The organism is Mesorhizobium sp. P2_F8 (assembly GCF_056403655.1).
This window is the reverse complement of sequence record NZ_JBFUFB010000034.1, coordinates 1-21751: the sequence shown is the minus strand read 5'-3', so window position 1 is coordinate 21751 and position 21751 is coordinate 1. Positions and strand designations below refer to the sequence as shown.

Sequence of the window (21751 nt, the reverse complement as noted above, 5' to 3'; positions counted from 1 at the left end):
ACGCGGAGTAGCATGCATCCGACGCCGCAGCGTGGAGGAGGCCGCGCCTTTCAATCGGCCATTCTTCCAGAAACTCTATCGCATCCATGACACAGCCGATCTTTTGGACAACATGGCCCTCGTCTCTTACGAAAACCGGTTGTTTGAACGTCGCGCTTTCCATAGTGACCTCCCTTCAAATCATGGGGCAACCGGATCCTGCCTCACCGTGCGCGGCTCCTACAAACGAGGCCGGTGAGCTTGGCGAACGCCACGGCAAACCGCGGGGGAAACGGGATATCAAAGAGCATCGTTTCCATGCGATCCTTCCGCTCCTGCTCAACTCGACATCCGGCAAGCCGCGCTCGACACATAAAAAGATTGGAAACGCCTCTTTTCAGTTCAAGGGGAGCGGACCCGGCTATTGAATTGTGAAGATGCCGTCTACGGCCTGCCATTCGGAAGGCCGGATAAGGCGGTGATGGGCGACTCGCACGGAATGCAGCGCGCCTCGAGTTCGCGCTCCCAGTAATCCAGAAACCCCTTGAGGGTCGGGAATTCCGGTGCCAGGTCGTATTCCTGCCAAACGTAGAGCTGCAAAAGGCTCGGATGATCGGGAAGGCGGTAGTGAATTTCCGCAGTTGTGAGACCGTAGCCCTCCATCTGCAGCCGGAATTCCCTGCTGACCATGCGTCTCTCCTATCGCGCGCGTTCAGGCATCAAGTCTTTGCGGGGGTTCTCGGGTCCGCCGTTCCTCGAGGTCACAGCCTACCTCGGCGCGACTATCGTCCAGTCGGCGAAGTGCCTCCATGATGGCGTCAAACGTCACCGGGCTCGCAGCACCCGGTGGCTTTCGCAGCGCAGGCATAGATTCGACGGCGCAAGCATCCGATGCCCATGAGGCAAGAATGGCGCGCTTTTCCTGAATGTCGAGCGTGCGGTCGCCCACCACCTCATCGGGGTGACTAAAGTGCAGCGCCGGGAACAGCAGGCGGTCAAGCGAAGGATCAGAGGTTTCAGGGGCGATCGAGGGGATGTTTCTCGACGAGGTTCGTTCCATCGACAGTCTCCGTTTCCTAACAATCTCCTTGGCATCGTTGTCTTCTTGGGACTCCAATCGCACAAAATTTCGTGGAGTTCGGATCGAATTTCAAGACCCGAAAGTCGCGCGCCCCTAGCGAAAATAGCTTCATGAATTCATGTCCCTAGCACTCTTGAATACAGAGTGCCAAAATTTTTCCAGCGACCCCTTGAAACCCGAAAATTCCAAAACTAGCTCGATATACGCGCGATGCCTGAAAAGGGTCGCGGCGCCCCACACCGGCCCGATATTGCCGGTTCGGTGTGGAGGAACCTCAAAAATCTGTTTGTCCTGAAGGAGAACGATATGACGTTCCGTCCATTGCATGACCGTATCCTGGTCCGCCGCATCGAAGCCGAGGAGAAGACGGCTGGCGGCATCATCATCCCCGACACCGCCAAGGAGAAGCCGCAGGAGGGCGAGGTGATTGCCGTCGGCCCAGGCGCCCGCGACGAGAGTGGCAAGCTCACGCCGCTCGACGTCAAGATCGGCGACCGCATCCTGTTCGGCAAGTGGTCCGGCACGGAGATCAAGCTCAGCGGCGAAGATCTGCTCATCCTGAAGGAAAGCGACGTGATGGGCGTGATCGAGCAGACCGCGACGGTCAAGAAAGCCGCCTGATCGAACTCTGGTCCAATCGCAATCCAGTCAATGAAGCTGCCTACTGAAGGAATGATCCAATGGCTGCCAAGGAAGTGAAATTCCATTCCGACGCCCGCGAGCGCATGCTGCGCGGTGTCAACATCCTCGCCGACGCGGTGAAGGTCACGCTCGGCCCCAAGGGCCGCAACGTGGTCATCGACAAGTCGTTCGGAGCGCCGCGCATCACCAAGGACGGCGTCACCGTCGCCAAGGAAATCGAGCTCGAGGACAAGTTCGAGAACATGGGCGCGCAGATGGTGCGCGAGGTCGCCTCGAAGACCAGCGACCTTGCCGGCGACGGCACCACGACCGCGACCGTGCTTGCACAGGCGATCGTCAAGGAAGGCGCGAAGGCAGTAGCCTCGGGGATGAACCCGATGGACCTGAAGCGCGGCATCGACAAGGCCGTCGATGCGATTGTCCAGGAGTTGAAGACCAACGCCCGCAAGGTGACCAAAAATGACGAGATCGCCCAGGTTGGCACCATCTCGGCCAATGGCGACGCCGAGATCGGCCGCTTCCTTGCGGAAGCGATGCAGAAGGTCGGCAATGAGGGCGTCATCACCGTCGAGGAAGCCAAGACCGCCGAGACCGAGCTGGAAGTCGTCGAGGGCATGCAGTTCGACCGCGGCTACCTCAGCCCCTACTTCATCACCAACCAGGATAAGATGCGCGTCGAGCTCGAAGAGCCCTATGTGCTGATCCACGAGAAGAAGCTGTCCAATCTGCAGGCGCTGCTTCCGGTGCTGGAAGCTGTCGTGCAGTCGTCCAAACCGCTGCTGATCATCGCCGAGGATGTCGAGGGCGAAGCGTTGGCGACGCTGGTCGTCAACAAGCTGCGCGGTGGCCTCAAAGTCGCCGCCGTCAAGGCGCCGGGCTTCGGCGACCGCCGCAAGGCAATGCTGGAGGATATTGCCATCCTCACCGGCGGCACCGCGATCTCGGAAGATCTCGGCATCAAGCTAGAGAATGTCACGCTCAACATGCTGGGCCGCGCCAAGAAAGTGGTGATCGAGAAGGAGAACACCACCATCGTCGATGGCGCCGGCTCGAAGAGCGAGATTCAGGGCCGCGTCAGTCAGATCAAGGCGCAGATCGAGGAGACTACCTCCGACTACGACAGGGAAAAGCTGCAGGAGCGGCTGGCCAAGCTCGCAGGCGGCGTCGCCGTCATCCGCGTCGGCGGCTCGACCGAGGTCGAAGTCAAGGAGCGCAAGGACCGTGTCGACGATGCCATGCATGCGACGCGCGCTGCGGTCGAGGAAGGCGTGTTGCCAGGTGGCGGCGTGGCGCTTCTGCGTGCGGCCAAGGCACTGGACAGCGTGCAGGCCGAAAATGAAGACCAGAAGCACGGTATCGAGATCGTGCGCCGCGCGATCGAAGCGCCTGTGCGCCAGATCGCCGAGAACGCCGGCGCGGAAGGCTCGATCATCGTCGGCAAGCTACGCGAGAAGCCGGAATTCGGCTGGGGCTGGAACGCCCAGACCAACGCGTTCGGCGACCTCTACAACGAGGGCGTCATCGATCCGGTAAAGGTGGTGCGCACCGCGCTCCAGGATGCGGCATCGGTTGCCGGCCTGCTGGTAACGACGGAAGCGATGGTTGCCGAGAAGCCGAAGAAGGAATCCGCCGTTCCGGCAATGCCGGCTGGTGGCATGGACTTCTGATGGTAACGGCTGTGTCCGCGCCCGGCGGGCGCGGACACAGCGACAAATGGGTAGAGCCATGAACGTGATGAACTTGAACGTAATCCCCCCGCCGTCGCGTGCGGCCACCGATCTGAACTACGAAGCGGACCTGAAGGTTGCGCTTGACCTACCCGATACTGGTCGAGTTGCTCGACAGAGCGGAGGCCGCGGGTTGGGATCGGCGCAAAGCAGCATACACGGTGATGTTTCTGGCCGCGCGCAATCTTACCGACGGCAAAGGCTCTCCTGGAAACGGGAGTTCGGCAGGCTAAGGCGCGACGCACGCAACCTATCGCGCACGCGCCGTGGGAAAGGCTTCCGATCGAATGAGCTAACCATGTGAAACGGAGGAAAACATGGAACACAATCAATTTCAGCATCCCGTGAGGGTGTTCGTGGGTCTTGGGTTTCCGACCGACATTCAAAGCGTAAAAGACGCCTTCGTCCTGCTGGATGAATGGCCGCCATCGAAGCGGAACGCTGCTCATGGCATCGCTCTCAATGCTTGCAGGGCAGCCCTCGCCGGCGAGGTGGATGCCGAAACCGCTCGCAGCACTTTTGTTGCCTTCGCCCGTCGCATGGATTTGCTTGTGCCGGCCGCAGGAGACATCGTTGCGGCCAAGGCAGTTGGCACCTTCGGATTCGCTTCAGGAGGCCACTACAACAAATCGATGTAATCGATCTGTCGGAACGGAGAAAACCATGAGGGATGTTCGATTTCCCGAACCAGTGAGACTGCACGTGAAGCCCGCAAGGGAGCGCATCGTCGCCAGTTCCTGGGAAGCGCTCGAGTGCCTTCACGGCCAATGGCCAATAGGGGCTAGAGGTCCAAGCTATCGAGCAGCCTGCCGCGCTTGTCGCGATTCTTTAGACGGTTGGCGGCCTCCTCAAAAAGCAAGAAGGGCATTTTTGAAAGCAGCCCGTCATGCAGGTTTGGTCCAGGCCTCATAGTGAACTCAGCGCCGAGGCAAGTCTTGCTTTGCAAACGACGCAATCTGAACGATTGCACGCCTTCGTCGGACCGGCAAGGAGCGGATATGAGCCGGCGGCCGAAGTTCTGTGCCCAGCCATCAAGGCTGATTGTTGCAACTGAGTGTTCAGAGCTTCCGGCAGCAAAAAGCAATGAACTTTCTGTCCATCAAGGCGCTAGGTGCATTCCAAGGAGACATGTCGATGAACACCGCGACTCGGCCGGTAATCTCCGAATTGCTTCGCCGACGGTCATCTCCCTGAACGAGAAAAGGCCGAGGACGCGCAGCGACCAGGGGAAGAAAACGCAGCGACGTCGTTGCGGGAAGACGATCGAGACTGAGTGTAGCGAAGGCGATCTTCGGTCAGACCCAAACCATTCGAGGACGCGATGGGCGTGGCTTGGAAAGAGTACGCGGAAGGAATGCCACAGTGGCTGAGATCAGTCACGACCATTGTCGCTTGCGCCGCTGCGCTTCTCTATTTCGGTCAAAGACGCTTCGTGACGCGCCAAGGCGGTGTTGGTCCTACTCCAACCGGTGAACAAGGGACGTCCGATTTCCCTAATCTTTGGGCTGAATCGTCATCGCGTTCGGGCGGCTCCGAAGGCGACCAATTGATTGCTGAGGGCAGCGGCTCCTATTCGGCTTCGATTACGCTGCGGTCCACCTTGCGGCGACGCTCGGAATAGGTCTGCATCGCCTCCTTCCGGTATCGGCCTGGTGAGACTCCGGTTGAGCGACTGAATGCATTGCTGAAGGCACTTTCGGACCCATATCCGAGAGAACAGGCAATATCGGCGACGGAATGGTCCGTCTCGCTCAATTCCCGTTCGGCCAAGCGCATCCGCCAGTTGAGTACATAGGTCAGAGGCGGGACACCAACGACATCACGAAAGCGTACCGCGAACGATGTGCGCGACATTCCCGACATCTTCGCCAGTCCCTCCAGATTCCACGCATGTGATGGTTTAGCGTGGATTCCTCGTAGCGCGATCGAGATGCGTCTGTCGTCAAGCGCGGTAAGCCAACCAGATCGATCCGACTTGGTCGATTCGATGTGAAGCCGAAGAGCTTCGACGAACAGCAACTTTGCCAAATGGGTGATCGCTGTTGTGGAACCGGCGCGCTTGCGCTGCGTCTCCTCGGCCAACTCGGTAAGGAGCCAGCGCAGCTTCGCAGCTTCTCCTCTCTGACCATTGACGTGAACCACGGGAGGGAGACTTTCTCGCAAAAAGCCGCAGCGCTGCTCGTCGACCTCCAGTAACCCTCCGATCATCGTGAATTCGGAGCCTTCCCCGACGCGCAGGTTACCTTCTGTATCTCGCTCAAGCGGTGTGGAGGATGCGTTCGGCAGCCACTCCACAGCACTGGCCAGGATGACTGCTGGCGCTCTATTCGTGATTACGACGTCACCCGCCTCGAATAACGCCGAGGCTGCTGAGTCGGCTTCGGTCGACAGCCAGCACGTTCCTCTCACGACGGCGAGAAACTTTACCGCGTCCGAGCGCATGAACTTTCGCGCCCAGTCACCCCCAGCAACAAGCGTGCCGGTGAGAACGCAGCGAGCATCGGCGAGATCGAGGACGTCAGAGAGCGGGTCTGTGCGCATAGTTGTACCATCTCGCATAAACATCGCACGATCAAGCATTCATCATTCAGAAATGGTGACATACCAAGACACGGCGCTCGCGATCAAAAGGAGTCCCACATGCCTCTGGACCATTTCATCACGCTTGGCCGCTCAGGCTTGCGTGTAAGCCCGCTGTGTCTTGGCACCATGACATTCGGCGAAGACTTCGGTTGGGGTGCGAGCGAGGAGGACTCGCATGCGATGCTGTCCGCGTATCTCGATCACGGCGGCAACTTCGTCGACACAGCGAACATCTACACTGGCGGACACTCCGAGAGGATCATCGGCGACTATCTGTGGCAACGGGATGTTCGCCGTGACGGAATCGTGCTCGGCACGAAGTTCTACTGCAGCCTGTTTCCCGGAGACCCCAACGGCGGCGGTGCTGGGCGCAAGGCGCTCTTGCAGCAGTGCGAAGCGTCGCTGAAGCGACTCCAGACCGATTACATCGACATTTACTGGCTCCACAACTGGGATCAGACGACACCCGTCGAAGAGACGCTGCGAGGTCTCGACGATCTCGTCGCGGCCGGCAAGATTCGTTACATCGGCTTCTCGGATATCCCTGCCTGGAAGACGGCCGAAGCGCAGACGATCGCCCACTTTCGGGGATGGGCGCCGGTCATCGCGCTCCAACTGGAATACTCGTTGCTCGAGCGGACCAGCGAAGGTGAGCTTTTTCCCATGGCCCAGGCTTTGGGAAATGGGCATCATGCCTTGGTCGCCGCTGAAGAGCGGATTCCTGAGCGGCAAGTTCGAGCGCGGCAGTAAAGGCGACGTCGACACGAAGCGCACCGGGTTGGTGGGCATCCCAAGCGAAGCCGATTACGATGTCATCGAAGCGGTCGCAGCCGTTGCATCGGAGCTGGGAGCAAGCTCCGCGTCGGTAGCGCTCGCCTGGGTCATGTCACGCGCGGGCGTCGGTTCCACCCTTATCGGCGCCAGGCGCGTCGACCAGCTCAAAGCCAATCTCGATTCCCTCAATGTGACACTGTCTGCCGAGCAGATCAAAAAGCTCGATGACGTCTCCAAGCCAAAACTAAATTTCCCGGCCGAGAACAACGAAATGCTGGCCCCGATGATCGGCTTCCCTGGCACGACCATCGACGGACGAACGGTGCCCTCAGCATCGCGCCTTTCGGCCTAATCGCTAGATGATGGTCCACGGTTTCTGCCGTGGACCCAGGCAATCCGCGCAATCGGAGGTGTTTCGAGCGAGTTCAAAGGTGATGTCATGAAAGCTAGGAAGAACGCTCTACAATACCAGCGGCGGTGCCGGATTCCGGCAGGCTTGCGCGATCGCTTTCGCCGCTGAGAGTGCGATCATCACGACCACCGGACGGACTGAATCCACATTGAAGGAAACGACGGACGGATCGAGACCGTCGGCGGCAAGGCTCCTTGCGCAATTTGCATCGTTACAAGCGAACAAGCCGTCAAAGAAGACATCGCGGCGGCCATCGGCGACTCTGTCCGGCTCGCCGTCGTCGCTAACAGCGCCGGCATGGCGGCAATCAGAAGTACCGGCCGATAGCGAACGATCGCTCATATTTTATGAACCAGCAAGCATTCATCGTTCCGCCCTGGTCGATTATTCCATCTCCTTGAAAACGGAGATATAGCAATGAGCACAGCCCAAGCGCCAGGTTGGCAAACGCCAGCTCTCCACTTGAGTCGTCGGAATTTCGTTGCGGCGATGGGTGCCGCGGGGTTGCTGTTTCTGCCGAAGCACGCCGCCGCAGACGAAATGATAGATCTCGGCCTGCCGGGTGGCGGCGGGGAACGGCCAGTGACCACGGCCTTCCCGCAAAAAGGCAAGATGATCCTCCAGCGGACCCGGCCGCCGCTTCTTGAAACCCCCTTCGAGGTGTTCGATCAAGGCGTATTGACGCCGAACGATCGCTTCTTCGTGCGTTGGCATTGGGCAAATATTCCAACGCAGGTCGACGCCGGCAGCTTTCGACTGAATATCCGAGGCCATGTGAACGCGACACTCAGCTTGTCGCTCGCTGATCTGGTAGCGATGCCGACTTTCGAGATTGTCGCGGTCAACCAGTGCTCAGGCAATTCGCGAGGCTTATATGTTCCGCGCGTGCCGGGCGCGCAATGGGGCAACGGGGCGATGAGCAATGCGCGCTGGACTGGGGTCCGCCTCAAGGACGTTCTGGATCGGGCCGGTGTCAAGGCCGGAGCGATCAGTGTGCGTTTCAGTGGTCTCGACGAACAGGTGATCGAGGAGGCACCGCACTTCATGAAATCCCTTTCCGTCGATCACGCACGGGATGGAGAGGTAATGATCGCCTATGCGATGAATGGTGAGCAGTTGCCGCTCGTCAACGGATTTCCGCTGCGCCTCATCGTCCCTGGCTGGTATTCGACCTATTGGGTCAAAATGCTCAACGACATCGAAGTACTGGATCGGCCTGACGACAATTTCGGGATGGCGAAGGCCTACGTCATCCCGGATACACCTTTCGCGGCAGTGAAGCCTGGCGAGACCGGATACAAAACCGTTCCGATCAACCGGATGCTGCCCCGCGCTTTCGTGACCAATCTGAAGTCCGGCGCTCGGGTAAAGGCAAATGCGCCGCTCACGCTGCGCGGAATTGCTTTCGGCGGTGATACTGGCATCAACAAAGTCGATTTGTCGAGTGATGGTGGCGCCACTTGGTCTCCGACTCAACTTGAATCGGATGAAGGTAAGTATAGCTTTCGAAGGTGGGAAACATCGACGTTTCCAACACCTGGTGATCATCAGATCTTAGTTCGCTGCACCAATTCGAATGGCGAAGTTCAGCCGATGCAGACCTATTGGAACCCATCAGGTTTCATGCGGAATGTCGTTGAATCCATGAGCTTTAGCGCAGCGTGAGGAGGGGCCATGTCAAGATTTCTCGCACCTTTGATCCTCGCCACCATCATTGTCGGGGTTGGGTTCAGTGTTTCGACGGGAGCAGCGCCTGCCTCGATGCATTTCAATTCGCTGTCGCTCGACCTGCCATTCGGGGACCGGGTGTTCGACGGTCCCGATGCTGACGCGATCAACAACAACTGTCTTGCATGCCATTCGGCAGGCATGGTCCTGAATCAACCCAAGCTGCCGCGCAAAGTCTGGGAAGCTGAAGTCGAGAAAATGCGATCGGCTTACAGGGCTCCAGTCACTGAAGAGGATGTAAAAGCGATCGTCGATTACCTCACGCGGATTAAGGGATCAGATTAGGGGTTTGCAACTGCCCCTCACGCACATGCGCTTGTCCGCTCGTGATCGGGCCTGCCATTCCTCAGCGGATTCAACGCTCTCTACGCACCACTCTCAATAATTAATCAAACCTCGCGGGAGCATCTCGCCGGGGGAAGGAGAACTGATGAAATATTTGCTCGCGCTCGCCACCATCGCCGGGTCTTTGTTGATCGGCGGCCTCGCCTCGGCCGCAACCTTCGAAGTGAAGATGCTGAACAAGGGAAGCGATGGCCAGATGATGGTGTTTGAGCCAGCACTGCTGAAGATCCAGCCGGGTGACACGGTCAAGTTCATTCCGACCGACAAGACACATGACGCCGAGACGATACCGGGCATGCGTCCCTCCGGTGCACAGCCGTTCAAGGGCGCTTTGTCGCAGGAGCTTTCCGTGACGTTTCAGGAGCCCGGAATTTACGGCTACCGCTGTGCACCTCATTTCGGCTTCGGCATGGTCGGATTGATTGAAGTTGGTGAGAATACGTCAAATCTCGATGCGGCGAGACAGATCAAGCTGCCGCCGCTTGCTACGAAGCGGATGTCTGGACTGTTCGATCAAGTTTCCGCTCACTAGTGCCGCTTTGACCCTTGGCGATATGTTCGGCAAGGGCGGGGCTTCTCGGTCGGTTTCCAGAAAATCCTGACCGAGAAGCCGCGAAATTTGTGTGTACCTGCCGAGGCTGATCGTGTGATTCATAGGGATGCAGTCGCGCTACGGAAGGATCGTATCGAAGTCGTTCTCGATTGGAAGAGCGACTTGGCCCCCCATTGCCGCGGAGCGCGCGGCATATTCGGCGCAGGTCTTAGCGTACCTGCGCACCACGGCGGCCTCCTGCCGCGCCCTCGTTTAACCTCGCCGATGCCTGCTTTCGAGGAGCGGCAGAATTGACGTCAACGACCGGGCTGGGCGCTGAGCTGAGTGCCCGCAATCTGGCGATGAGCCAATGTCTTTGGAAAGGCAACTCCATCCCAATTGCCGATGAGGATCGGGGTGGCGGCAATCAGACGTATCCGGCCGATCGCGAACGATCGATCATATTTTATGGACTATTGAGCATTCATCGTTCGACTCTTATTGCTTATTCATGTCTCCATGAAAACGGAGACATTTCACCACAGCCACGCCACGCGCAACGGTTTCGCCCTGCGCATTCCCCTCCTCTGACCCAGCCCAATCTCCACTCCAGTTCTCGAAAGGATATCCGTCATGAACACGATCAAGACGGCTGCTGCCGCTGCCGCAATGGTGCTGACCGCCTCCGGCACAGCGCTTGCCCAGGCCGCACCGCCCGTCGCCGACGACCCGAACCTCGACCCGCAGGTCCGGTCATTTCTTGAGCAGATCAACAAAGACCCATCCCCGTTTTGGGAACTGCCGCAGCCTCGCCCCCAAGAAATTTTGACAGGCCTTCAGAACCAGACGCCGGTTGACATGTCGGGCGTTTCAACGTCGGAGCTTACCATCCCGGTCGAGGGCCGGCGGGTGAAGCTCTACATCATGAAGCCCGATAAGGCTGCGAAGAAGCCCGGCGTATTGCTGTTCATTCACGGCGGCGTGTGGATCGTCGGCAATTTCGACAACCATCAGCGCCTGCTGCGTGATCTCGTCGTTAAGTCGGGCCAGGTCGGCGTGTTCGTCGAATACACCTCTCTTCCCGAGGCGAAGTTCCCGACCCAGCTCGACGAGAGCTATGCTGCGTTGGAATGGGTGAAAGCGCATGCCGCGGACTTCGGCGCCGACGGCAGCCGCATCGCGGTCGCGGGGAATTCGGTGGGCGGCGACATGACGGCCGCACTCACACTGATGGCCAAGGACCGCAATGGCCCGAAGATCGGCTATCAGGTGCTGTTCATTCCCGCGACCGACGCCAGCGTCGATAGTGCCTCCTATCTGACCTTTGGACAGGACCGATTTCTTGGCCGAGCGTTCATGAAATACGGCTGGGATCTCTACGCTCCAGATGCTGGGCAGCGCGACAATCGTTACGTGTCCCCGCTCCGCGCCACCCTTGATGAACTGCACGGTCTGCCGCCCGCACTGGTGATCACCGCAGAGAATGATCCGCTTCGGGACGAGGGCGAAGCCTATGCTCGCAAGTTGAAGGCGGCCGGAAATATGGTCTCGGCAGTGCGGTTCAACGGTACGATCCATGACTTCGTGCTACTCAACGCGCTCAAGGACCTGCCTTCTACTCAGGCAGCCATCCAACTCGCAGCGGACGGAATTCGTCAGCACCTCGATCACTGAGATCAACCCATTCACACGGCGCAGCGTCCGCGCTGCGCCGTGTGTCATGTGTACGCTTCACGGAACGTCGGATCGGGCGCTCGCTGCCATGGCGCAATTGGATGCAACTGAGCGGTAGACCTCTGCCAAGAATAAGATGCAGCGACCGTTCCTGGCTTAACGAGCCTCCGGACTTTCCCAATGGATTCTATGTCTGACAAGCTGCAATTGGCTGCGCTCCGGATCGCAATCATCGACCGGTGATCCACGCTTATTGCAAAACGGTCGCGCCGGATCACAAAGGCAAACTGGCAGGCCAGCGGTGGCGAGGAAGGCGCTCATTGCACTCTCTGTGCGCGTCCCCATCGAATGCTAGCATTCAAAGCCCCCATTTGCCGATCGGTGATAGGGAGATGCTAAGGGCCGAGCATCGATACGATCAACCGGCCTCTCAGGGAGGAATGCTTGCACGCTGCCATAGCCCACCGATAGCGAACGATCGCTCATATTTTATGGACCAGCAAGCATTCATCGTTCCGCCTTGGTCGAATATTCCATCTCCATGCAAACGGAGATACAGCAATGAACACAACACAGGCACCGATCCGTTCAGGATTTAGCCGCGCCTCCACGACCGTCGACGCCATCAAGGGAGTCGATCTCGTTGGCAAGGTGGCGATCGTTACGGGCGGCTACTCAGGCCTTGGGCTTGAGACAGCGCGCACGCTCTCGTCGGCGGGCGCACGAATCATTGTGCCGGCACGTGACGTCGAGCGTGCGCGCAAGGCCATAGCCGCAGCGGGTGGCGGCATGGAGGTTCAGCCGATGGACCTCGCCGATCCCGGCTCGATCGATGACTTCGCACGTGACTTCGTCGAGACAGGCCTGCCGCTTCATATGCTCATCAACAACGCCGGCATCATGGCGCTGCCCGAACTGAAGCGCGATGCGCAAGGCAACGAACTGCAATTTGCCACCAACCATCTCGGCCATTTCCGGCTGACCCTGCGGCTCTGGCCGGCGCTGAAGCGCGCTCATGGCGCGCGCGTCGTGTCGGTCTCGTCCGCGGGGCATCGCTTCTCGCCGGTGGTTTTCGACGACATCAATTTCGAGCGTCGCGCCTATGACCCTTTCAAGGCCTATGGTCAGTCCAAGACGGCCAACATCCTCTTCGCGGTCGCCCTCGACCGGCGAGGCAAGGAAGAAGGCGTCCGCGCGTTCGCGCTTCATCCCGGCGGAATAGCGGCAACGAATCTTGGTACGCATGTCGGGGTAGAAATGCTGAAAAAGACCGGGTTCGTCGACGAGAATGATCGGCCGGTCGTCGATCTGAGCCGTGACCTAAAATCGGTGCCGCAGGGAGCGGCCACCCACGTCTGGTGCGCGGTCAGCCCGCAGCTCGACGGCAAAGGCGGGGTGTACTGCGCCGATTCAGACATCACGCCCGTATTGCCGGAGGGCGGTTCTTTCGCTTTGACTGAAGATCGTGCCAATCGCGGCACCGGTGTCCTGGCCTATGCGGTCGACCCGAAAGCCGCCGAAGAGCTTTGGCGCAGAAGCGAGGAGATCACCAATATCTCCATCCAAAGCCAGTCGTGACGCGACAACGTTGCGCTGCCTCCCCGTCCAGTGGTTCGATCGCATGGGCGCGCGCGCTTCAGTCCAAAAGGGCCTCGCCACCTTTCGGAGAGACTGAGGCGGGAGCAGCCGATCTTGGTCGCGATCGACATGATCGCTGCCTCTTGGGACGGCTGATCATGCTCGTGATCCAGAACCCGCCGCGCGCTGGCGTACTTGTCTTACTCATATCGACTAGCCTTCTCAGGAATTGAAGCCTCCGGCAAACCCGGCGTGTTCAGGGCAGTTGACGATTAGGCCTCGCCCTGCACCTGCCTGCGAATATCGTCAGCGAGTGGGTGCAGCGCTTCAGAGGGCAATGAGCCTACAAGACTGTAGCCCATACCGTTCGACGCCCAAGCCCAGCCGTCAACCCTACCTTGGGAGTGGGGCGTCATCGTCCGCGTCTGGTCCACGGCCATCGGTCTTGTCAACATGACAAGGCGCGTGCCCTGGTCATTGTCATACATCAGCATCAGGCCGGCGCCGTGAGGTGTGGAAACGACGCGGCCACCCATCAGCCGATAGCCGGACTTCGACAGGTCTGGCAGGACAGGCTTGCGCCCCATCCGTTCAGTCGCCCAGCTAGCCAGTTCGACTATATTGTCGGCCCGGAGCTCCACCGGCCTCGTCCTGTCTCCGGCATAGGTGGCGAAACTGTCGGAGGCTTCGCGAGCGAGGGCGACCACACCTTCGCTTGGAGGGACCGTCATATCTCGCATGTACCAGCCGCCGGATCCGCCGGCGAACAGAAGCACCGCGGCGGCGGCGGCAAGCCGCCAGCTGGAGACCCTGCTTTGCCGTCTGGTGGCAATGATGTGGTTGAGATTGAGCCTTGATGGCACAGGCTCGCCAGCGATGGGGTCAAAGGCGCCCTGCAAAAGGGTGCGCTGGACGGAATAGGAGGCAAAACGATTGGCGACATCCGGGTGCTTGTCGAGATACGCGGAGACTTCCTCGTTTCGGGCAGCGTCAAGCCGGCCGTCGACATAGGCGTGGAGATCGTCTTCGGTGATTGGCCTATCCGTCATTTCACTCTCCGCAGATGCGAGCCCGGTCTAACGCCCCTGGCGGGGCTTTCCAAGATCTGCCGCAGGCGCTCACGCGCGCGCGACAGTCGCGACATCACGGTTCCGATCGGGATCGTCAGTACTTCGGCGACCTGGGCGTAGCTAAGGTCTTCGACAGCTACCAGCAGCAGCACGCTACGCGGTTCCTCCGGCAGTTGTTGGATCGCCGAGACGATGTCCGCTCTTGCAAGGTCGTCCTCCTGTGTCGGCGGATGCGCCATGAGATCATCTGCGATCTCTTCTATGGCAACATGCCGACCACGCCGGGCCGCCTGCCGCAGTCGGCTGACTGCAAGATTATGCAGGATCGCGAATACCCAGGTGCGGGCGTCATCATTTCGGCGCCGGTGCCAGTGAGAGATCACACGCTCAAGGCAGTCCTGCACCAGATCGTCAGCGGCGACCGCGTCGTGAACGAAACCGCGGGCATAGCGTCGCAATGCCGGGATCATCGGTTCGACCTGGAAAAGAAGATCATCCATCGCACTGCGTCCCGTGGTTGGCCCGCCTCGACCGAGGCGGGCCATTTTCACTTACTCTGCCTGAACCTGAACAATCTTACCGGGCTTGCCATCGGCAGAGGTGGTGGCAACGACCAGATAGCGCCTCTCATCCTTATGCTTGGCTTCGACGATCTGTCGGATCGGACCGACCGCGTTAACAATAGCCGAACCGGCGGGATTGGTCATGAATGCTGCCAGGCCCTGGAGCTGACCGGTGCCATCGGGCTTGTCGGAAAGCGCAAGCACGTAAGGCATCTTCGGAACGAGGCCAGCGACGGCAGCCTGCAGAACCTGCGTCAGCCCCTGATTGAAGAGCGTGACGCTCGTCGACTGCTGCTTGTCCTTGTCACCCTTGGCCGCGAGCTTCAGGTGAGCGGCGTCCCCCGCCCCGCCGAGCGGCACGAGGTTTTGCATCCCATCGCCTTCGGGAACTGCGTTTGGAACGTAGGCGACCGCCTGCGGCGCCTGGCCGATCGGGATGTTGGCGATAACCTTGTTGGTCAGCGTATCGATGACGGCGAACTGGTCGGCATTCTCGAGGCCAACATACACTCGTGTGCCATCGCCAGACGGCCAGATACCGTGCGGCAGGTTTCCGACCGGGATGGTCGCGACCTGCTCGAAATTATCCGTGCGGTACACCTTCACTTCGTTCAGGCCACCCACGGTCACGTAAGCAAAACTGCCGTTTTTGTTGACGACGAGATTGACGTGGTTGGTGATCGGTCCGGTGTCGATGGTCTTGATGAGGTCAAAGGGCGCCTCGGCATTGAAGACCTGCGTCTTGCCGACATCCTTCAGCGTGAACCACACCTGCTTGCCGTCGGCGGAGGCGGCAATGTTCGGGCAGAAGGGGCTACCCTGCTTCACATGGCCGACGATCTGATGGTCTGCGACGGTGACGACGGCGACATCCGGATTGAAGGAAGAGCAGACATAGCCGTATTTGCCGTCCGGCGAGAAGATCTGCATGCCGGGGCCAGGAGCGACCTTGATGCGGGTCTTTTCTTCGAAAGTGCTCGCGTCGATCACGGAGATATAGTCTTCGCCGCGGACCGTCACCCAGACTTCCTTGCCGTCGGGCGTAAAAAAGGCCTCATGCGGGGACCGGCCGACATAGGTCGTGTGCTTCACGGCATTGCTTGCCGTATCGATGAAAGTCACAGAATTGGAGCCGATCGACACGATCGCGAGGGTCTTGTGATCCGGGGAGAAACCCATGCCGTGGACCAGCACCTGACCCTTGTAGAGGGGGCTCAGGTTGCCGGGCTGTGGATCGCCGAGCTTGATGACGCCGAGAAGTTTGTTGTCGACCGGATCGGAGACAGAAACCGTGTTGGAGAACTGCTCGGCCGCATAGACGCGGTCCTTGTGGCTGATCGGAATGTCCGGGTCGGAGGCGAGGCCGGGCGCCTGGCCGGCAAAAGCTGCCACGGGGGCAATTAAGGTGCTTGCCAGAAGAGCAAGGATCTTCAGGTTGGTTCTCATGTCTCGGTCCTTTTCAGTTGGCCGGTTTCATCGTCATCATCTGCATGGCCGGGGCCTTTGATGACGTCTCTTCGTAAGGGCTCTGTGTTGTCTTCGCGTCGTTGGGATCGACCTGCGTCGGCACCGCGTCCGAGGCGGGAAGCGGATCGCCCAGCGCCATGCGCATGGCCGCGATTTCCTGTTGCTGGTCGACAATGATTTCTTGCGCGATCCGCTTGAGTTGCTCGTTGTTGCCGTAGCGCAGGTAGGCGACGGCCATGTCGATCGCTCCCTGGTGATGCGGGAGCATCATCTCGACGAAATCGCGATTGACATCGCCTGTCGGCTTGGCCGCCATGTCGTTCATCATTTTCACCATGGCAGCGTCGTTTTCCTGCAGAAACGGTGCTTCGTCCGTCGTGCCGGAAACCGTTTCATGGTGGGCAGGCACATCCTGGGCAAAGGCCCACACCGAGACGACGGTGAGCAGCGATGTGGTCACCAGAATGCTGGTACTGCGAAAAAAGGCGGTCATTGTTATCTCCTGATCTCTCTCGAAGAGTTCAGAAGCGTAGACACCGGCGAGGGCGGATTATTCCGGGCGAACTGAAATTTTCTTGGCGATGCCGTGCCGGGTCGCGGCGGCGTGGGATATTGAGATGATGATGCGACATCGGCGGCCTTGGGTGCCGTCATCTGGAATCCATGCAGGCCGCTGGGAAGCTTTACCTCTTAGTCGGCGCTTATCTCGCCTTTCGCGCAATCAGGCAGCGCTAGCGACGCATGCCCTGTGATACTTCGAAGGGCATTGCCCTTCCGGGTGAGCAATCTGTTCGATAACAAATCCCTGATAATCGTTTCGGAAGCCTGAGAAACGCGATCACGACGGGTCCATGGTTCCGAATGCGGCTACAAGCGCGATAACGACGGCGCCAAGCAAGAGCTCGAAGGTAGCGCCGGCCAACAACGCGGTTTCTGCCTCGCTGCGCTTTCTACGCAAGAGGGGAACGAATACATAGCGATTGACGATGGCCGCGAGCGCCATGATCGCGACAAGTCCGATCTTGATGAGGAGCCTTGCCTGATAGGGCGACCGCCAATCTGTCGGCAAATGACCGAGGATGAGCAAGCTATTGGCCACGCCGCTCAAGATCGCCAGTGCGACTGCGACGTGGCCGAGCCTGGAGAATCGGGACAAAGCGACCAATGCTTGAGGACGATCAGCAACGTCGCGTGCCGCCCGCATGACAAATACAAAGCCAACAAGACCGCCAAACCATGCTCCGGCGGAAAGAACATGGACGATGTCGATGGCGGCATGAAGAGTGCGTCCAAAGCCCGTCCTCATTGCTGCGTGCCCTGTCAGGGAAAGGCTCGCCAGGGAACACCCGGCCAAAGCGGCCGCAAGAATATGGCGACGTGGCATGAGCCAACGGGCCAGTCCAAGCAGTAACGAACCTGCGGCGAGTATGTCCCATGCCCGTCCACTGGTTGTCAGCGTGAGAAACGACCACAGCGTCTGCGGGTCAACGGTCGCGCGCCAATCATCGGTCACGACAGCAATCTGCGCCGGAAGGACCGCCAGGACGCCTACCGCCACCATCATCGTGCATATTGCGGAAACCCCTGAAAAGCGCCGCACCAGGAGGGCGCGTAAGGGCGCCGGCGCAGCGGCAGAAAACAACCCGCAACACCCCCAGAGCAACATGAGGGCCATGTCGATAACGGCGCGACCCAAAATCCAAAGCCCTTGCGGATCGATCAAGGCTTGACCGTGAAGCTGTAGCTGCCGTCGGTCTTGTGACCGTCGGCCGAAAGAACATGCCATTTGACTGTATAGTCGCCAGGCCTGAGCGCCGATTGCAGAGGAATGGTAAGGGTTTCGTCTTCATTCGACAGCTGCGCCTTGCCCGACGAAACCTGCGAACCCGAAGCGTCCTGCAGATTGGCACCGGAAAAAGCTAGGTTCAGTCCCTCTGTAAAGTCGAGCGTCAGCACCATCGGCGAGGTCGATATGATCGCCTTGTCGGCGGGCGTGACGCTCTTGAGATGGGCATGCGCGAACGCCGGCTCGGCTGCAAGAAAGGAACCGAGGCCGGCGAATGCGAGGAAAACGGAAGCATGTTTCATCGATATGTCCTTCCATGCGTGGAGTGATTTCTACCCATGTGGACATCCTGGAAGCGCGATTATTCCATCGGACAACGAAAATTGCCGCAGGTAATGTTGCAAGAGAGACAAGGCGTTCACGCAGAAATTCGCTTAGGAGAGCCAGACATTAAGGGGTCCAAGAAGATGGTCTTCATGGACACGTGAATGTCGGATTCTCCAAACCCATCAATTTCGACAGCTTTTGTGGGTGATACCTTAGTTGGATGCCGATTGGCGGAAAACAAAGTATGCATTGGCTCTCGGCCCAGGGGATTCGTCCTGAATGCGATATGCTAGCCGGCTCTCCAGGAACTTGCGATTGTACGGTGGCGGTTCCGCGGCAAACAGGTCGCGCCACGTTGCCTTCAGCGCGACGATATCCATCGTCTTCAATTCGGCCACGCGAACCGTGGTTCGAGACGACGATGGCATCGGCACCGGTTCCGATCGCCTGCTCGGCATCGTCAGGATCGAGGATGCCCTTCAGGATAAGCGGCAGGGTGCGGAAGGCGAAGTGACCCGCCTATCGATCGCCGAAGAGCTTGAAAGCACCGCCGATCGCATCGCGGACATGTCGCGGGCGGATCTCCAGATCATCCTTCGCCGCGCTGCCTTGATGCTGCGTAACGTCGCTGGCGTGCCCCTGGAGCCGGCAACAGAAGACGCCCTCAATTCCATAGCCGGCGAGATGGGGATCGGTAAGTCGGATCTCATTCAGATCGTGCTGCGGGAGTGGCTGGAAACGAACGCCTATCTGCCGGTCCGGATGATCGATGACGACAGCGAGACTGACGGGAGCGCGTAGACCGGGCTTCGGAGATTGTCCACGTGTACCGTGGCGCGAATCCGGCTAAAGTTGGCATTTGCGTTTAGATGCGTCGGGTCCGCTGCCGACAGCGGACTCAAACTAGGGCCGAGAGGGGCAAGGCCCTTTATGATCCCTATGCGGGGACCAGAGCTACAAACGTTCCGTCGGCTGATAGATATATCCCAAACTCCGCTCCACGCCCGATTTGACTCGCTAATCCGTGACTAAAGCTTACTGAAGGAACGTCGCTGGCCAATTTGAACGGGCGCCTGGCGCTTGGAAGAGTCGATCACGCTTTCGCCCCCACGAGGGATAAAGCGATGTCATTCGACGATCATCTCGATTCGGTGCAACTTGCAATGCTGACAAAGGTTCTCAACGACTATTGCACAGAGGCAGGAATTCCAGAAGGCCATCCGGCATGGGAACACTTCGGCCGGCGCCTCAAGAGCCTATTCCAGTCMGGGATACATGATCCCGATGAACTGGTGTCCAAAATGAACACTGGCTACGAGGATTGGCTAGGCGAGATCGGCGCTACGGGTCCTTTCATACCGCCCAAACTATCTTCCGAAGACCGTCTCGTAGGCGACAATCGCTTGCCAGGGTCAGACCTAAGAGGCAGGCCAGCCGCGAATACGAGATGATGCACCAGCGAGTCACTTATCTACGGAACTAGAAGCCCTCGCTACGTTGCGCCCTTAGCATGACCGAAGTACCGATAAGCGCTGAAACCGTGCAGTTCAGCGCTTGGTCAAAGAGACAGGCATCACCGAAGAACAAGCTCGCGCGCTTATCGCCTTCCTTGGGACTCACAATTGGTCATCGCTCATACGAGAAGCGCGCATTCTAACCCGAAAGCCCTAGTAGAAATCGCTATCACGCATGGGGATCATCGCCGCCACCATGCTTGCTGGCGCCATCTGGCGCTGCGAAACGGCATGGCAGCCTGCTCCTCATGGGCAGGTGACGATGGCCAATCCGCCGTCGCCTTAGATTGATAATCGGTCCTTATCCATCCGTAGAGTGATGATCGCGCCTTCGTCCGACCAATTGTGATGGACCGACCCATTGAGCTGAGAGGTTATGCTGCGCCGAAGAAGCTTGCTCCCGAAACCGCCAAGCTCTGCGGGCGATACGACGGGCGGCCCGCCCCTCTCAGTCCACACAACTGTCACGTCAGTTTCGTCGACAGTGCTGGAAACGTCGAGCGTTCCGGTCGCGGCAGATAATGCACCGTACTTCATCGAGTTAGTCGCAAGTTCATGGATGATCATTGCCAACGTGGTGGCGCCAGCTTCCCCAACCGACATTCGCGGCACAGACACCCGCACGCGGCCGCTAAAAGCGCCCATATCGTCGTACGGTGCCAGCAGGATCGTCAGGAGATCCCCAAGCAGGGCGCCATTTTCATTACGTCCCGGCACAGGGCGCACCAGATCGTGAGCTCTGCCCAACGCCGAGAGCCTACTGGTTAGTTCGTGCGCCATCTCCTCCGTTGACTTGGCTGAGCGCGATGTAATCGTGGTGAGCGCGGTCGCGATACTCAACAGGTTCTTGACCCTATGGCTCATTTCTCCCGCAAGCAGTTCGTTGGCCTCTTCGGCTTGCTTGCGACCGGTGACGTCGAGAAAGACTCCAAACATCGTTCGGCCCTCGATGTCGGCATCATCTCCCTGGCCTCGAGCCGAAATCCATCGCACATCGTCTCCGACCATAATCCGAAAGTCGATCTCGTATGCGCCAACTATCGCGCGCGTTGCAGCAAACGCTGCACGAACCCTGTCCCGATCCGCAGGATGAATTTTTGCAGAGAGATCTTCGAAAATCACGAACGGACCGAACGGCAGATCCCAAAGACCATAGCCGTGCTGGTCCATAGTGAAATGATCTGTGTCAACGTTCCAAGACCACAGCGCGACACCCGCCGCGTCGATGGCAAGCCGGAGGTGTCTAGCATCCCATTTTATGAGTGGACGGGCATCAGTGGGCAATAGCGAGCGGTTCCTTCGCCTGTGTTTATAGCATGTATCGCGGCTCAAGACTCCGTCAATTCGCATAGCCGCCGGATGACGCGCGGCGCTATGAGGCTCATTCCGGCAAGCCAGCGTCGTAGTGGACGATGGCATCGAGGATCGTTCGATAGAGGCTGACTACTTCTTCGTCGATCTCCTCCCGCTTGATCCCCACCGATTTCGCATCGGCAAACAGCTTGTGCGTTAGCTCGTCAATGGAGATGGCATCGGCGTTCGTCGTCTCAGGGACGTTGTTGGCAATCCACCGATCTAGGAAGTTGATTCCGCGTGTGCTCACCGATCCATAAGCTCGTGCTCGGGTTCAGTTGATAGCGCTTTCGACACCAAGCGCGGCGCCGGCCGCTGCGAGGTCACGATATTTCGACGTCCAGTCGAGACCGCGCCGGGTGTAGATCCGCGTGCCGTCGTCGTCGATGATCAACTGCGACCGGTAGCCGTCGAACTTAACCTCGTGAATCCATCCCTCGCCTTCGGGTGGCTTCTCCACCAGAGTTGGCATCAAGGGGGGATGAACTTCAAACGCATGAACTGTCTCGCAAAGCCGCGATTAAATTAGCATGCGCTGAAATGGTTCCGGAACATTTTAGGCGAATTCAAAGTTTCACGCCGATGACGAAGTTATCTGACCTTGGGCCGCGGCCGC

At 59.0% G+C, this 21751-nt stretch carries 26 protein-coding genes and 2 pseudogenes; 12 read left to right on the top strand and 16 right to left on the bottom strand.

The genetic code is table 11. The features are described 5' to 3' along the window. The 3 genes and pseudogenes from AC1DZP_RS34340 to AC1DZP_RS34330 all read right to left on the bottom strand — a co-directional run. Nucleotides 1-163, bottom strand: a 163-nt coding sequence (locus AC1DZP_RS34340; protein WP_477308577.1) for a DUF982 domain-containing protein, incomplete at its 3' end; no start/stop codon positions are given. 237 nt (nucleotides 164-400) lie between these two features. Next, nucleotides 401-669, bottom strand: a pseudogene (locus tag AC1DZP_RS34335) (usg protein). 22 nt (nucleotides 670-691) lie between these two features. After that, nucleotides 692-1039, bottom strand: a complete 348-nt coding sequence (locus tag AC1DZP_RS34330; protein ID WP_477226521.1) for a hypothetical protein — start codon at nucleotides 1037-1039, stop codon at nucleotides 692-694. Nucleotides 1040-1366: 327 nt separating this feature from the next. On the opposite strand from AC1DZP_RS34330, the gene groES reads away from it, so the two are divergent. The 4 genes from groES (at nucleotide 1367) to AC1DZP_RS34310 (ending at nucleotide 4341) form a co-directional block, all read left to right on the top strand. Beyond that, nucleotides 1367-1681, top strand: coding sequence for a co-chaperone GroES (gene groES, locus AC1DZP_RS34325; protein ID WP_477226520.1), 315 nt, complete (start codon nucleotides 1367-1369; stop codon nucleotides 1679-1681). A 59-nt stretch (nucleotides 1682-1740) separates the two neighbouring features. After that, nucleotides 1741-3369 (top strand): chaperonin GroEL, encoded by a 1629-nt coding sequence (gene groL / locus AC1DZP_RS34320; protein ID WP_477226519.1) that lies wholly within the window; start codon nucleotides 1741-1743, stop codon nucleotides 3367-3369. A 377-nt stretch (nucleotides 3370-3746) separates the two neighbouring features. Continuing rightward, on the top strand, nucleotides 3747-4067 hold the full coding sequence (locus tag AC1DZP_RS34315) for a DUF982 domain-containing protein (protein ID WP_477308571.1): 321 nt from the start codon (nucleotides 3747-3749) through the stop codon (nucleotides 4065-4067). A gap of 25 nt (nucleotides 4068-4092) precedes the next feature. Then, nucleotides 4093-4341: a DUF982 domain-containing protein gene (locus tag AC1DZP_RS34310; protein ID WP_477226516.1), complete on the top strand. Its 249-nt coding sequence runs from the start codon at nucleotides 4093-4095 to the stop codon at nucleotides 4339-4341. 657 nt (nucleotides 4342-4998) lie between these two features. On the opposite strand, the gene AC1DZP_RS34305 is transcribed toward AC1DZP_RS34310, so the two are convergent. Continuing rightward, nucleotides 4999-6009 carry an AraC family transcriptional regulator gene (locus tag AC1DZP_RS34305; RefSeq protein ID WP_477226515.1) on the bottom strand — a complete coding sequence of 337 codons (1011 nt, stop codon included), beginning with the start codon at nucleotides 6007-6009 and terminating at the stop codon, nucleotides 4999-5001. Nucleotides 6010-6069: 60 nt separating this feature from the next. Between AC1DZP_RS34305 and AC1DZP_RS34300 the strand changes: the two genes are divergently transcribed. Both AC1DZP_RS34300 and AC1DZP_RS34295 read left to right on the top strand, forming a co-directional pair. Beyond that, nucleotides 6070-6762: an aldo/keto reductase gene (locus AC1DZP_RS34300; RefSeq protein ID WP_477308569.1), complete on the top strand. Its 693-nt coding sequence runs from the start codon at nucleotides 6070-6072 to the stop codon at nucleotides 6760-6762. Next, on the top strand, nucleotides 6695-7138 hold the full coding sequence (locus AC1DZP_RS34295) for an aldo/keto reductase (protein WP_477308567.1): 444 nt from the start codon (nucleotides 6695-6697) through the stop codon (nucleotides 7136-7138). Before AC1DZP_RS34300 ends, AC1DZP_RS34295 begins: the two co-directional genes overlap by 68 nt. A 108-nt stretch (nucleotides 7139-7246) precedes the next feature. Here the strand turns inward: AC1DZP_RS34295 and AC1DZP_RS34290 are convergent, their stop codons facing one another. Beyond that, nucleotides 7247-7540 (bottom strand): hypothetical protein, encoded by a 294-nt coding sequence (locus AC1DZP_RS34290; protein WP_477308565.1) that lies wholly within the window; start codon nucleotides 7538-7540, stop codon nucleotides 7247-7249. A 75-nt stretch (nucleotides 7541-7615) separates the two neighbouring features. On the opposite strand from AC1DZP_RS34290, the gene AC1DZP_RS34285 reads away from it, so the two are divergent. The 5 genes from AC1DZP_RS34285 to AC1DZP_RS34265 all read left to right on the top strand — a co-directional run bounded on the left by AC1DZP_RS34285 (nucleotide 7616) and on the right by AC1DZP_RS34265 (nucleotide 13055). After that, nucleotides 7616-8863, top strand: coding sequence for a molybdopterin-dependent oxidoreductase (locus AC1DZP_RS34285; protein ID WP_477308563.1), 1248 nt, complete (start codon nucleotides 7616-7618; stop codon nucleotides 8861-8863). 9 nt (nucleotides 8864-8872) lie between these two features. Next, on the top strand, nucleotides 8873-9211 hold the full coding sequence (locus tag AC1DZP_RS34280) for a c-type cytochrome (RefSeq protein ID WP_477226511.1): 339 nt from the start codon (nucleotides 8873-8875) through the stop codon (nucleotides 9209-9211). Nucleotides 9212-9356: 145 nt separating this feature from the next. Next, a complete protein-coding gene (locus AC1DZP_RS34275) occupies nucleotides 9357-9803 on the top strand; it encodes a pseudoazurin (protein WP_477226510.1) in 447 nt (148 codons plus the stop codon). 633 nt (nucleotides 9804-10436) lie between these two features. Next, a complete protein-coding gene (locus AC1DZP_RS34270; RefSeq protein WP_477308561.1) occupies nucleotides 10437-11477 on the top strand; it encodes an alpha/beta hydrolase in 1041 nt (346 codons plus the stop codon). A 561-nt stretch (nucleotides 11478-12038) separates the two neighbouring features. Beyond that, a complete protein-coding gene (locus tag AC1DZP_RS34265) occupies nucleotides 12039-13055 on the top strand; it encodes an SDR family NAD(P)-dependent oxidoreductase (protein WP_477226508.1) in 1017 nt (338 codons plus the stop codon). A 272-nt stretch (nucleotides 13056-13327) separates the two neighbouring features. Here AC1DZP_RS34265 and AC1DZP_RS34260 read toward each other — a convergent pair whose 3' ends face one another. The 8 genes and pseudogenes from AC1DZP_RS34260 to AC1DZP_RS34225 form a co-directional block, all read right to left on the bottom strand. Next, on the bottom strand, nucleotides 13328-14104 hold the full coding sequence (locus AC1DZP_RS34260; RefSeq protein WP_477226507.1) for an anti-sigma factor family protein: 777 nt from the start codon (nucleotides 14102-14104) through the stop codon (nucleotides 13328-13330). Beyond that, nucleotides 14101-14625 carry a sigma-70 family RNA polymerase sigma factor gene (locus tag AC1DZP_RS34255; protein ID WP_477226506.1) on the bottom strand — a complete coding sequence of 175 codons (525 nt, stop codon included), beginning with the start codon at nucleotides 14623-14625 and terminating at the stop codon, nucleotides 14101-14103. Before AC1DZP_RS34255 ends, AC1DZP_RS34260 begins: the two co-directional genes overlap by 4 nt. Nucleotides 14626-14676: 51 nt before the next feature. Further along, on the bottom strand, nucleotides 14677-16134 hold the full coding sequence (locus tag AC1DZP_RS34250) for a YncE family protein (protein ID WP_477308559.1): 1458 nt from the start codon (nucleotides 16132-16134) through the stop codon (nucleotides 14677-14679). A 13-nt stretch (nucleotides 16135-16147) separates the two neighbouring features. Then, nucleotides 16148-16648, bottom strand: a complete 501-nt coding sequence (locus AC1DZP_RS34245) for a DUF305 domain-containing protein (protein WP_477226504.1) — start codon at nucleotides 16646-16648, stop codon at nucleotides 16148-16150. Nucleotides 16649-16993: 345 nt separating this feature from the next. Beyond that, a complete protein-coding gene (copD, locus tag AC1DZP_RS34240; RefSeq protein WP_477308557.1) occupies nucleotides 16994-17878 on the bottom strand; it encodes a copper homeostasis membrane protein CopD in 885 nt (294 codons plus the stop codon). Beyond that, on the bottom strand, nucleotides 17875-18243 hold the full coding sequence (gene copC, locus AC1DZP_RS34235) for a copper homeostasis periplasmic binding protein CopC (RefSeq protein ID WP_477308555.1): 369 nt from the start codon (nucleotides 18241-18243) through the stop codon (nucleotides 17875-17877). Before copC ends, copD begins: the two co-directional genes overlap by 4 nt. A 237-nt stretch (nucleotides 18244-18480) precedes the next feature. Next, on the bottom strand, nucleotides 18481-18648 hold the full coding sequence (locus AC1DZP_RS34230; RefSeq protein ID WP_477308575.1) for a DUF2924 domain-containing protein: 168 nt from the start codon (nucleotides 18646-18648) through the stop codon (nucleotides 18481-18483). A 16-nt stretch (nucleotides 18649-18664) separates the two neighbouring features. Beyond that, a pseudogene (locus tag AC1DZP_RS34225) lies at nucleotides 18665-18760 on the bottom strand (alpha-hydroxy-acid oxidizing protein); the annotation flags it as partial. An 18-nt stretch (nucleotides 18761-18778) separates the two neighbouring features. Between AC1DZP_RS34225 and AC1DZP_RS34220 the strand changes: the two are divergent. Beyond that, on the top strand, nucleotides 18779-19069 hold the full coding sequence (locus AC1DZP_RS34220; protein WP_477308573.1) for a hypothetical protein: 291 nt from the start codon (nucleotides 18779-18781) through the stop codon (nucleotides 19067-19069). A 995-nt stretch (nucleotides 19070-20064) separates the two neighbouring features. Here AC1DZP_RS34220 and AC1DZP_RS34215 read toward each other — a convergent pair. From AC1DZP_RS34215 to AC1DZP_RS34205, 3 genes are all read right to left on the bottom strand, one after another. Then, nucleotides 20065-21066: a sensor histidine kinase gene (locus tag AC1DZP_RS34215; protein WP_477226501.1), complete on the bottom strand. Its 1002-nt coding sequence runs from the start codon at nucleotides 21064-21066 to the stop codon at nucleotides 20065-20067. Between the two features lie 97 nt (nucleotides 21067-21163). After that, the gene (locus AC1DZP_RS34210; protein WP_477226500.1) at nucleotides 21164-21385 is read right to left on the bottom strand and encodes a DUF768 domain-containing protein; all 222 of its coding nucleotides are present in this window, start codon (nucleotides 21383-21385) and stop codon (nucleotides 21164-21166) included. 24 nt (nucleotides 21386-21409) lie between these two features. After that, a complete protein-coding gene (locus AC1DZP_RS34205; protein ID WP_477226499.1) occupies nucleotides 21410-21607 on the bottom strand; it encodes an ATP-dependent DNA ligase in 198 nt (65 codons plus the stop codon). Nucleotides 21608-21751: the final 144 nt, after the last annotated feature.

What these genes read in the sequence shown, in the direction of transcription:
- AC1DZP_RS34270 (WP_477308561.1), top strand. Translation starts at nt 10,437, where the DNA reads ATGAACACGATCAAGACGGCTGCTGCCGCTGCCGCAATGGTGCTGACC.
- AC1DZP_RS34230 (WP_477308575.1), bottom strand. Translation starts at nt 18,648, where the DNA reads ATGGATATCGTCGCGCTGAAGGCAACGTGGCGCGACCTGTTTGCCGCG.
- AC1DZP_RS34315 (WP_477308571.1), top strand. Translation starts at nt 3,747, where the DNA reads ATGGAACACAATCAATTTCAGCATCCCGTGAGGGTGTTCGTGGGTCTT.
- AC1DZP_RS34245 (WP_477226504.1), bottom strand. Translation starts at nt 16,648, where the DNA reads ATGACCGCCTTTTTTCGCAGTACCAGCATTCTGGTGACCACATCGCTG.
- AC1DZP_RS34330 (WP_477226521.1), bottom strand. Translation starts at nt 1,039, where the DNA reads ATGGAACGAACCTCGTCGAGAAACATCCCCTCGATCGCCCCTGAAACC.
- AC1DZP_RS34295 (WP_477308567.1), top strand. Translation starts at nt 6,695, where the DNA reads ATGGGCATCATGCCTTGGTCGCCGCTGAAGAGCGGATTCCTGAGCGGC.
- AC1DZP_RS34255 (WP_477226506.1), bottom strand. Translation starts at nt 14,625, where the DNA reads ATGGATGATCTTCTTTTCCAGGTCGAACCGATGATCCCGGCATTGCGA.
- AC1DZP_RS34280 (WP_477226511.1), top strand. Translation starts at nt 8,873, where the DNA reads ATGTCAAGATTTCTCGCACCTTTGATCCTCGCCACCATCATTGTCGGG.
- AC1DZP_RS34300 (WP_477308569.1), top strand. Translation starts at nt 6,070, where the DNA reads ATGCCTCTGGACCATTTCATCACGCTTGGCCGCTCAGGCTTGCGTGTA.
- copC (WP_477308555.1), bottom strand. Translation starts at nt 18,243, where the DNA reads ATGAAACATGCTTCCGTTTTCCTCGCATTCGCCGGCCTCGGTTCCTTT.
- AC1DZP_RS34265 (WP_477226508.1), top strand. Translation starts at nt 12,039, where the DNA reads ATGAACACAACACAGGCACCGATCCGTTCAGGATTTAGCCGCGCCTCC.
- AC1DZP_RS34260 (WP_477226507.1), bottom strand. Translation starts at nt 14,104, where the DNA reads ATGACGGATAGGCCAATCACCGAAGACGATCTCCACGCCTATGTCGAC.
- AC1DZP_RS34290 (WP_477308565.1), bottom strand. Translation starts at nt 7,540, where the DNA reads ATGAGCGATCGTTCGCTATCGGCCGGTACTTCTGATTGCCGCCATGCC.
- groES (WP_477226520.1), top strand. Translation starts at nt 1,367, where the DNA reads ATGACGTTCCGTCCATTGCATGACCGTATCCTGGTCCGCCGCATCGAA.
- AC1DZP_RS34310 (WP_477226516.1), top strand. Translation starts at nt 4,093, where the DNA reads ATGAGGGATGTTCGATTTCCCGAACCAGTGAGACTGCACGTGAAGCCC.
- groL (WP_477226519.1), top strand. Translation starts at nt 1,741, where the DNA reads ATGGCTGCCAAGGAAGTGAAATTCCATTCCGACGCCCGCGAGCGCATG.
- AC1DZP_RS34205 (WP_477226499.1), bottom strand. Translation starts at nt 21,607, where the DNA reads ATGCCAACTCTGGTGGAGAAGCCACCCGAAGGCGAGGGATGGATTCAC.
- AC1DZP_RS34285 (WP_477308563.1), top strand. Translation starts at nt 7,616, where the DNA reads ATGAGCACAGCCCAAGCGCCAGGTTGGCAAACGCCAGCTCTCCACTTG.
- AC1DZP_RS34250 (WP_477308559.1), bottom strand. Translation starts at nt 16,134, where the DNA reads ATGAGAACCAACCTGAAGATCCTTGCTCTTCTGGCAAGCACCTTAATT.
- AC1DZP_RS34275 (WP_477226510.1), top strand. Translation starts at nt 9,357, where the DNA reads ATGAAATATTTGCTCGCGCTCGCCACCATCGCCGGGTCTTTGTTGATC.
- AC1DZP_RS34305 (WP_477226515.1), bottom strand. Translation starts at nt 6,009, where the DNA reads ATGCTTGATCGTGCGATGTTTATGCGAGATGGTACAACTATGCGCACA.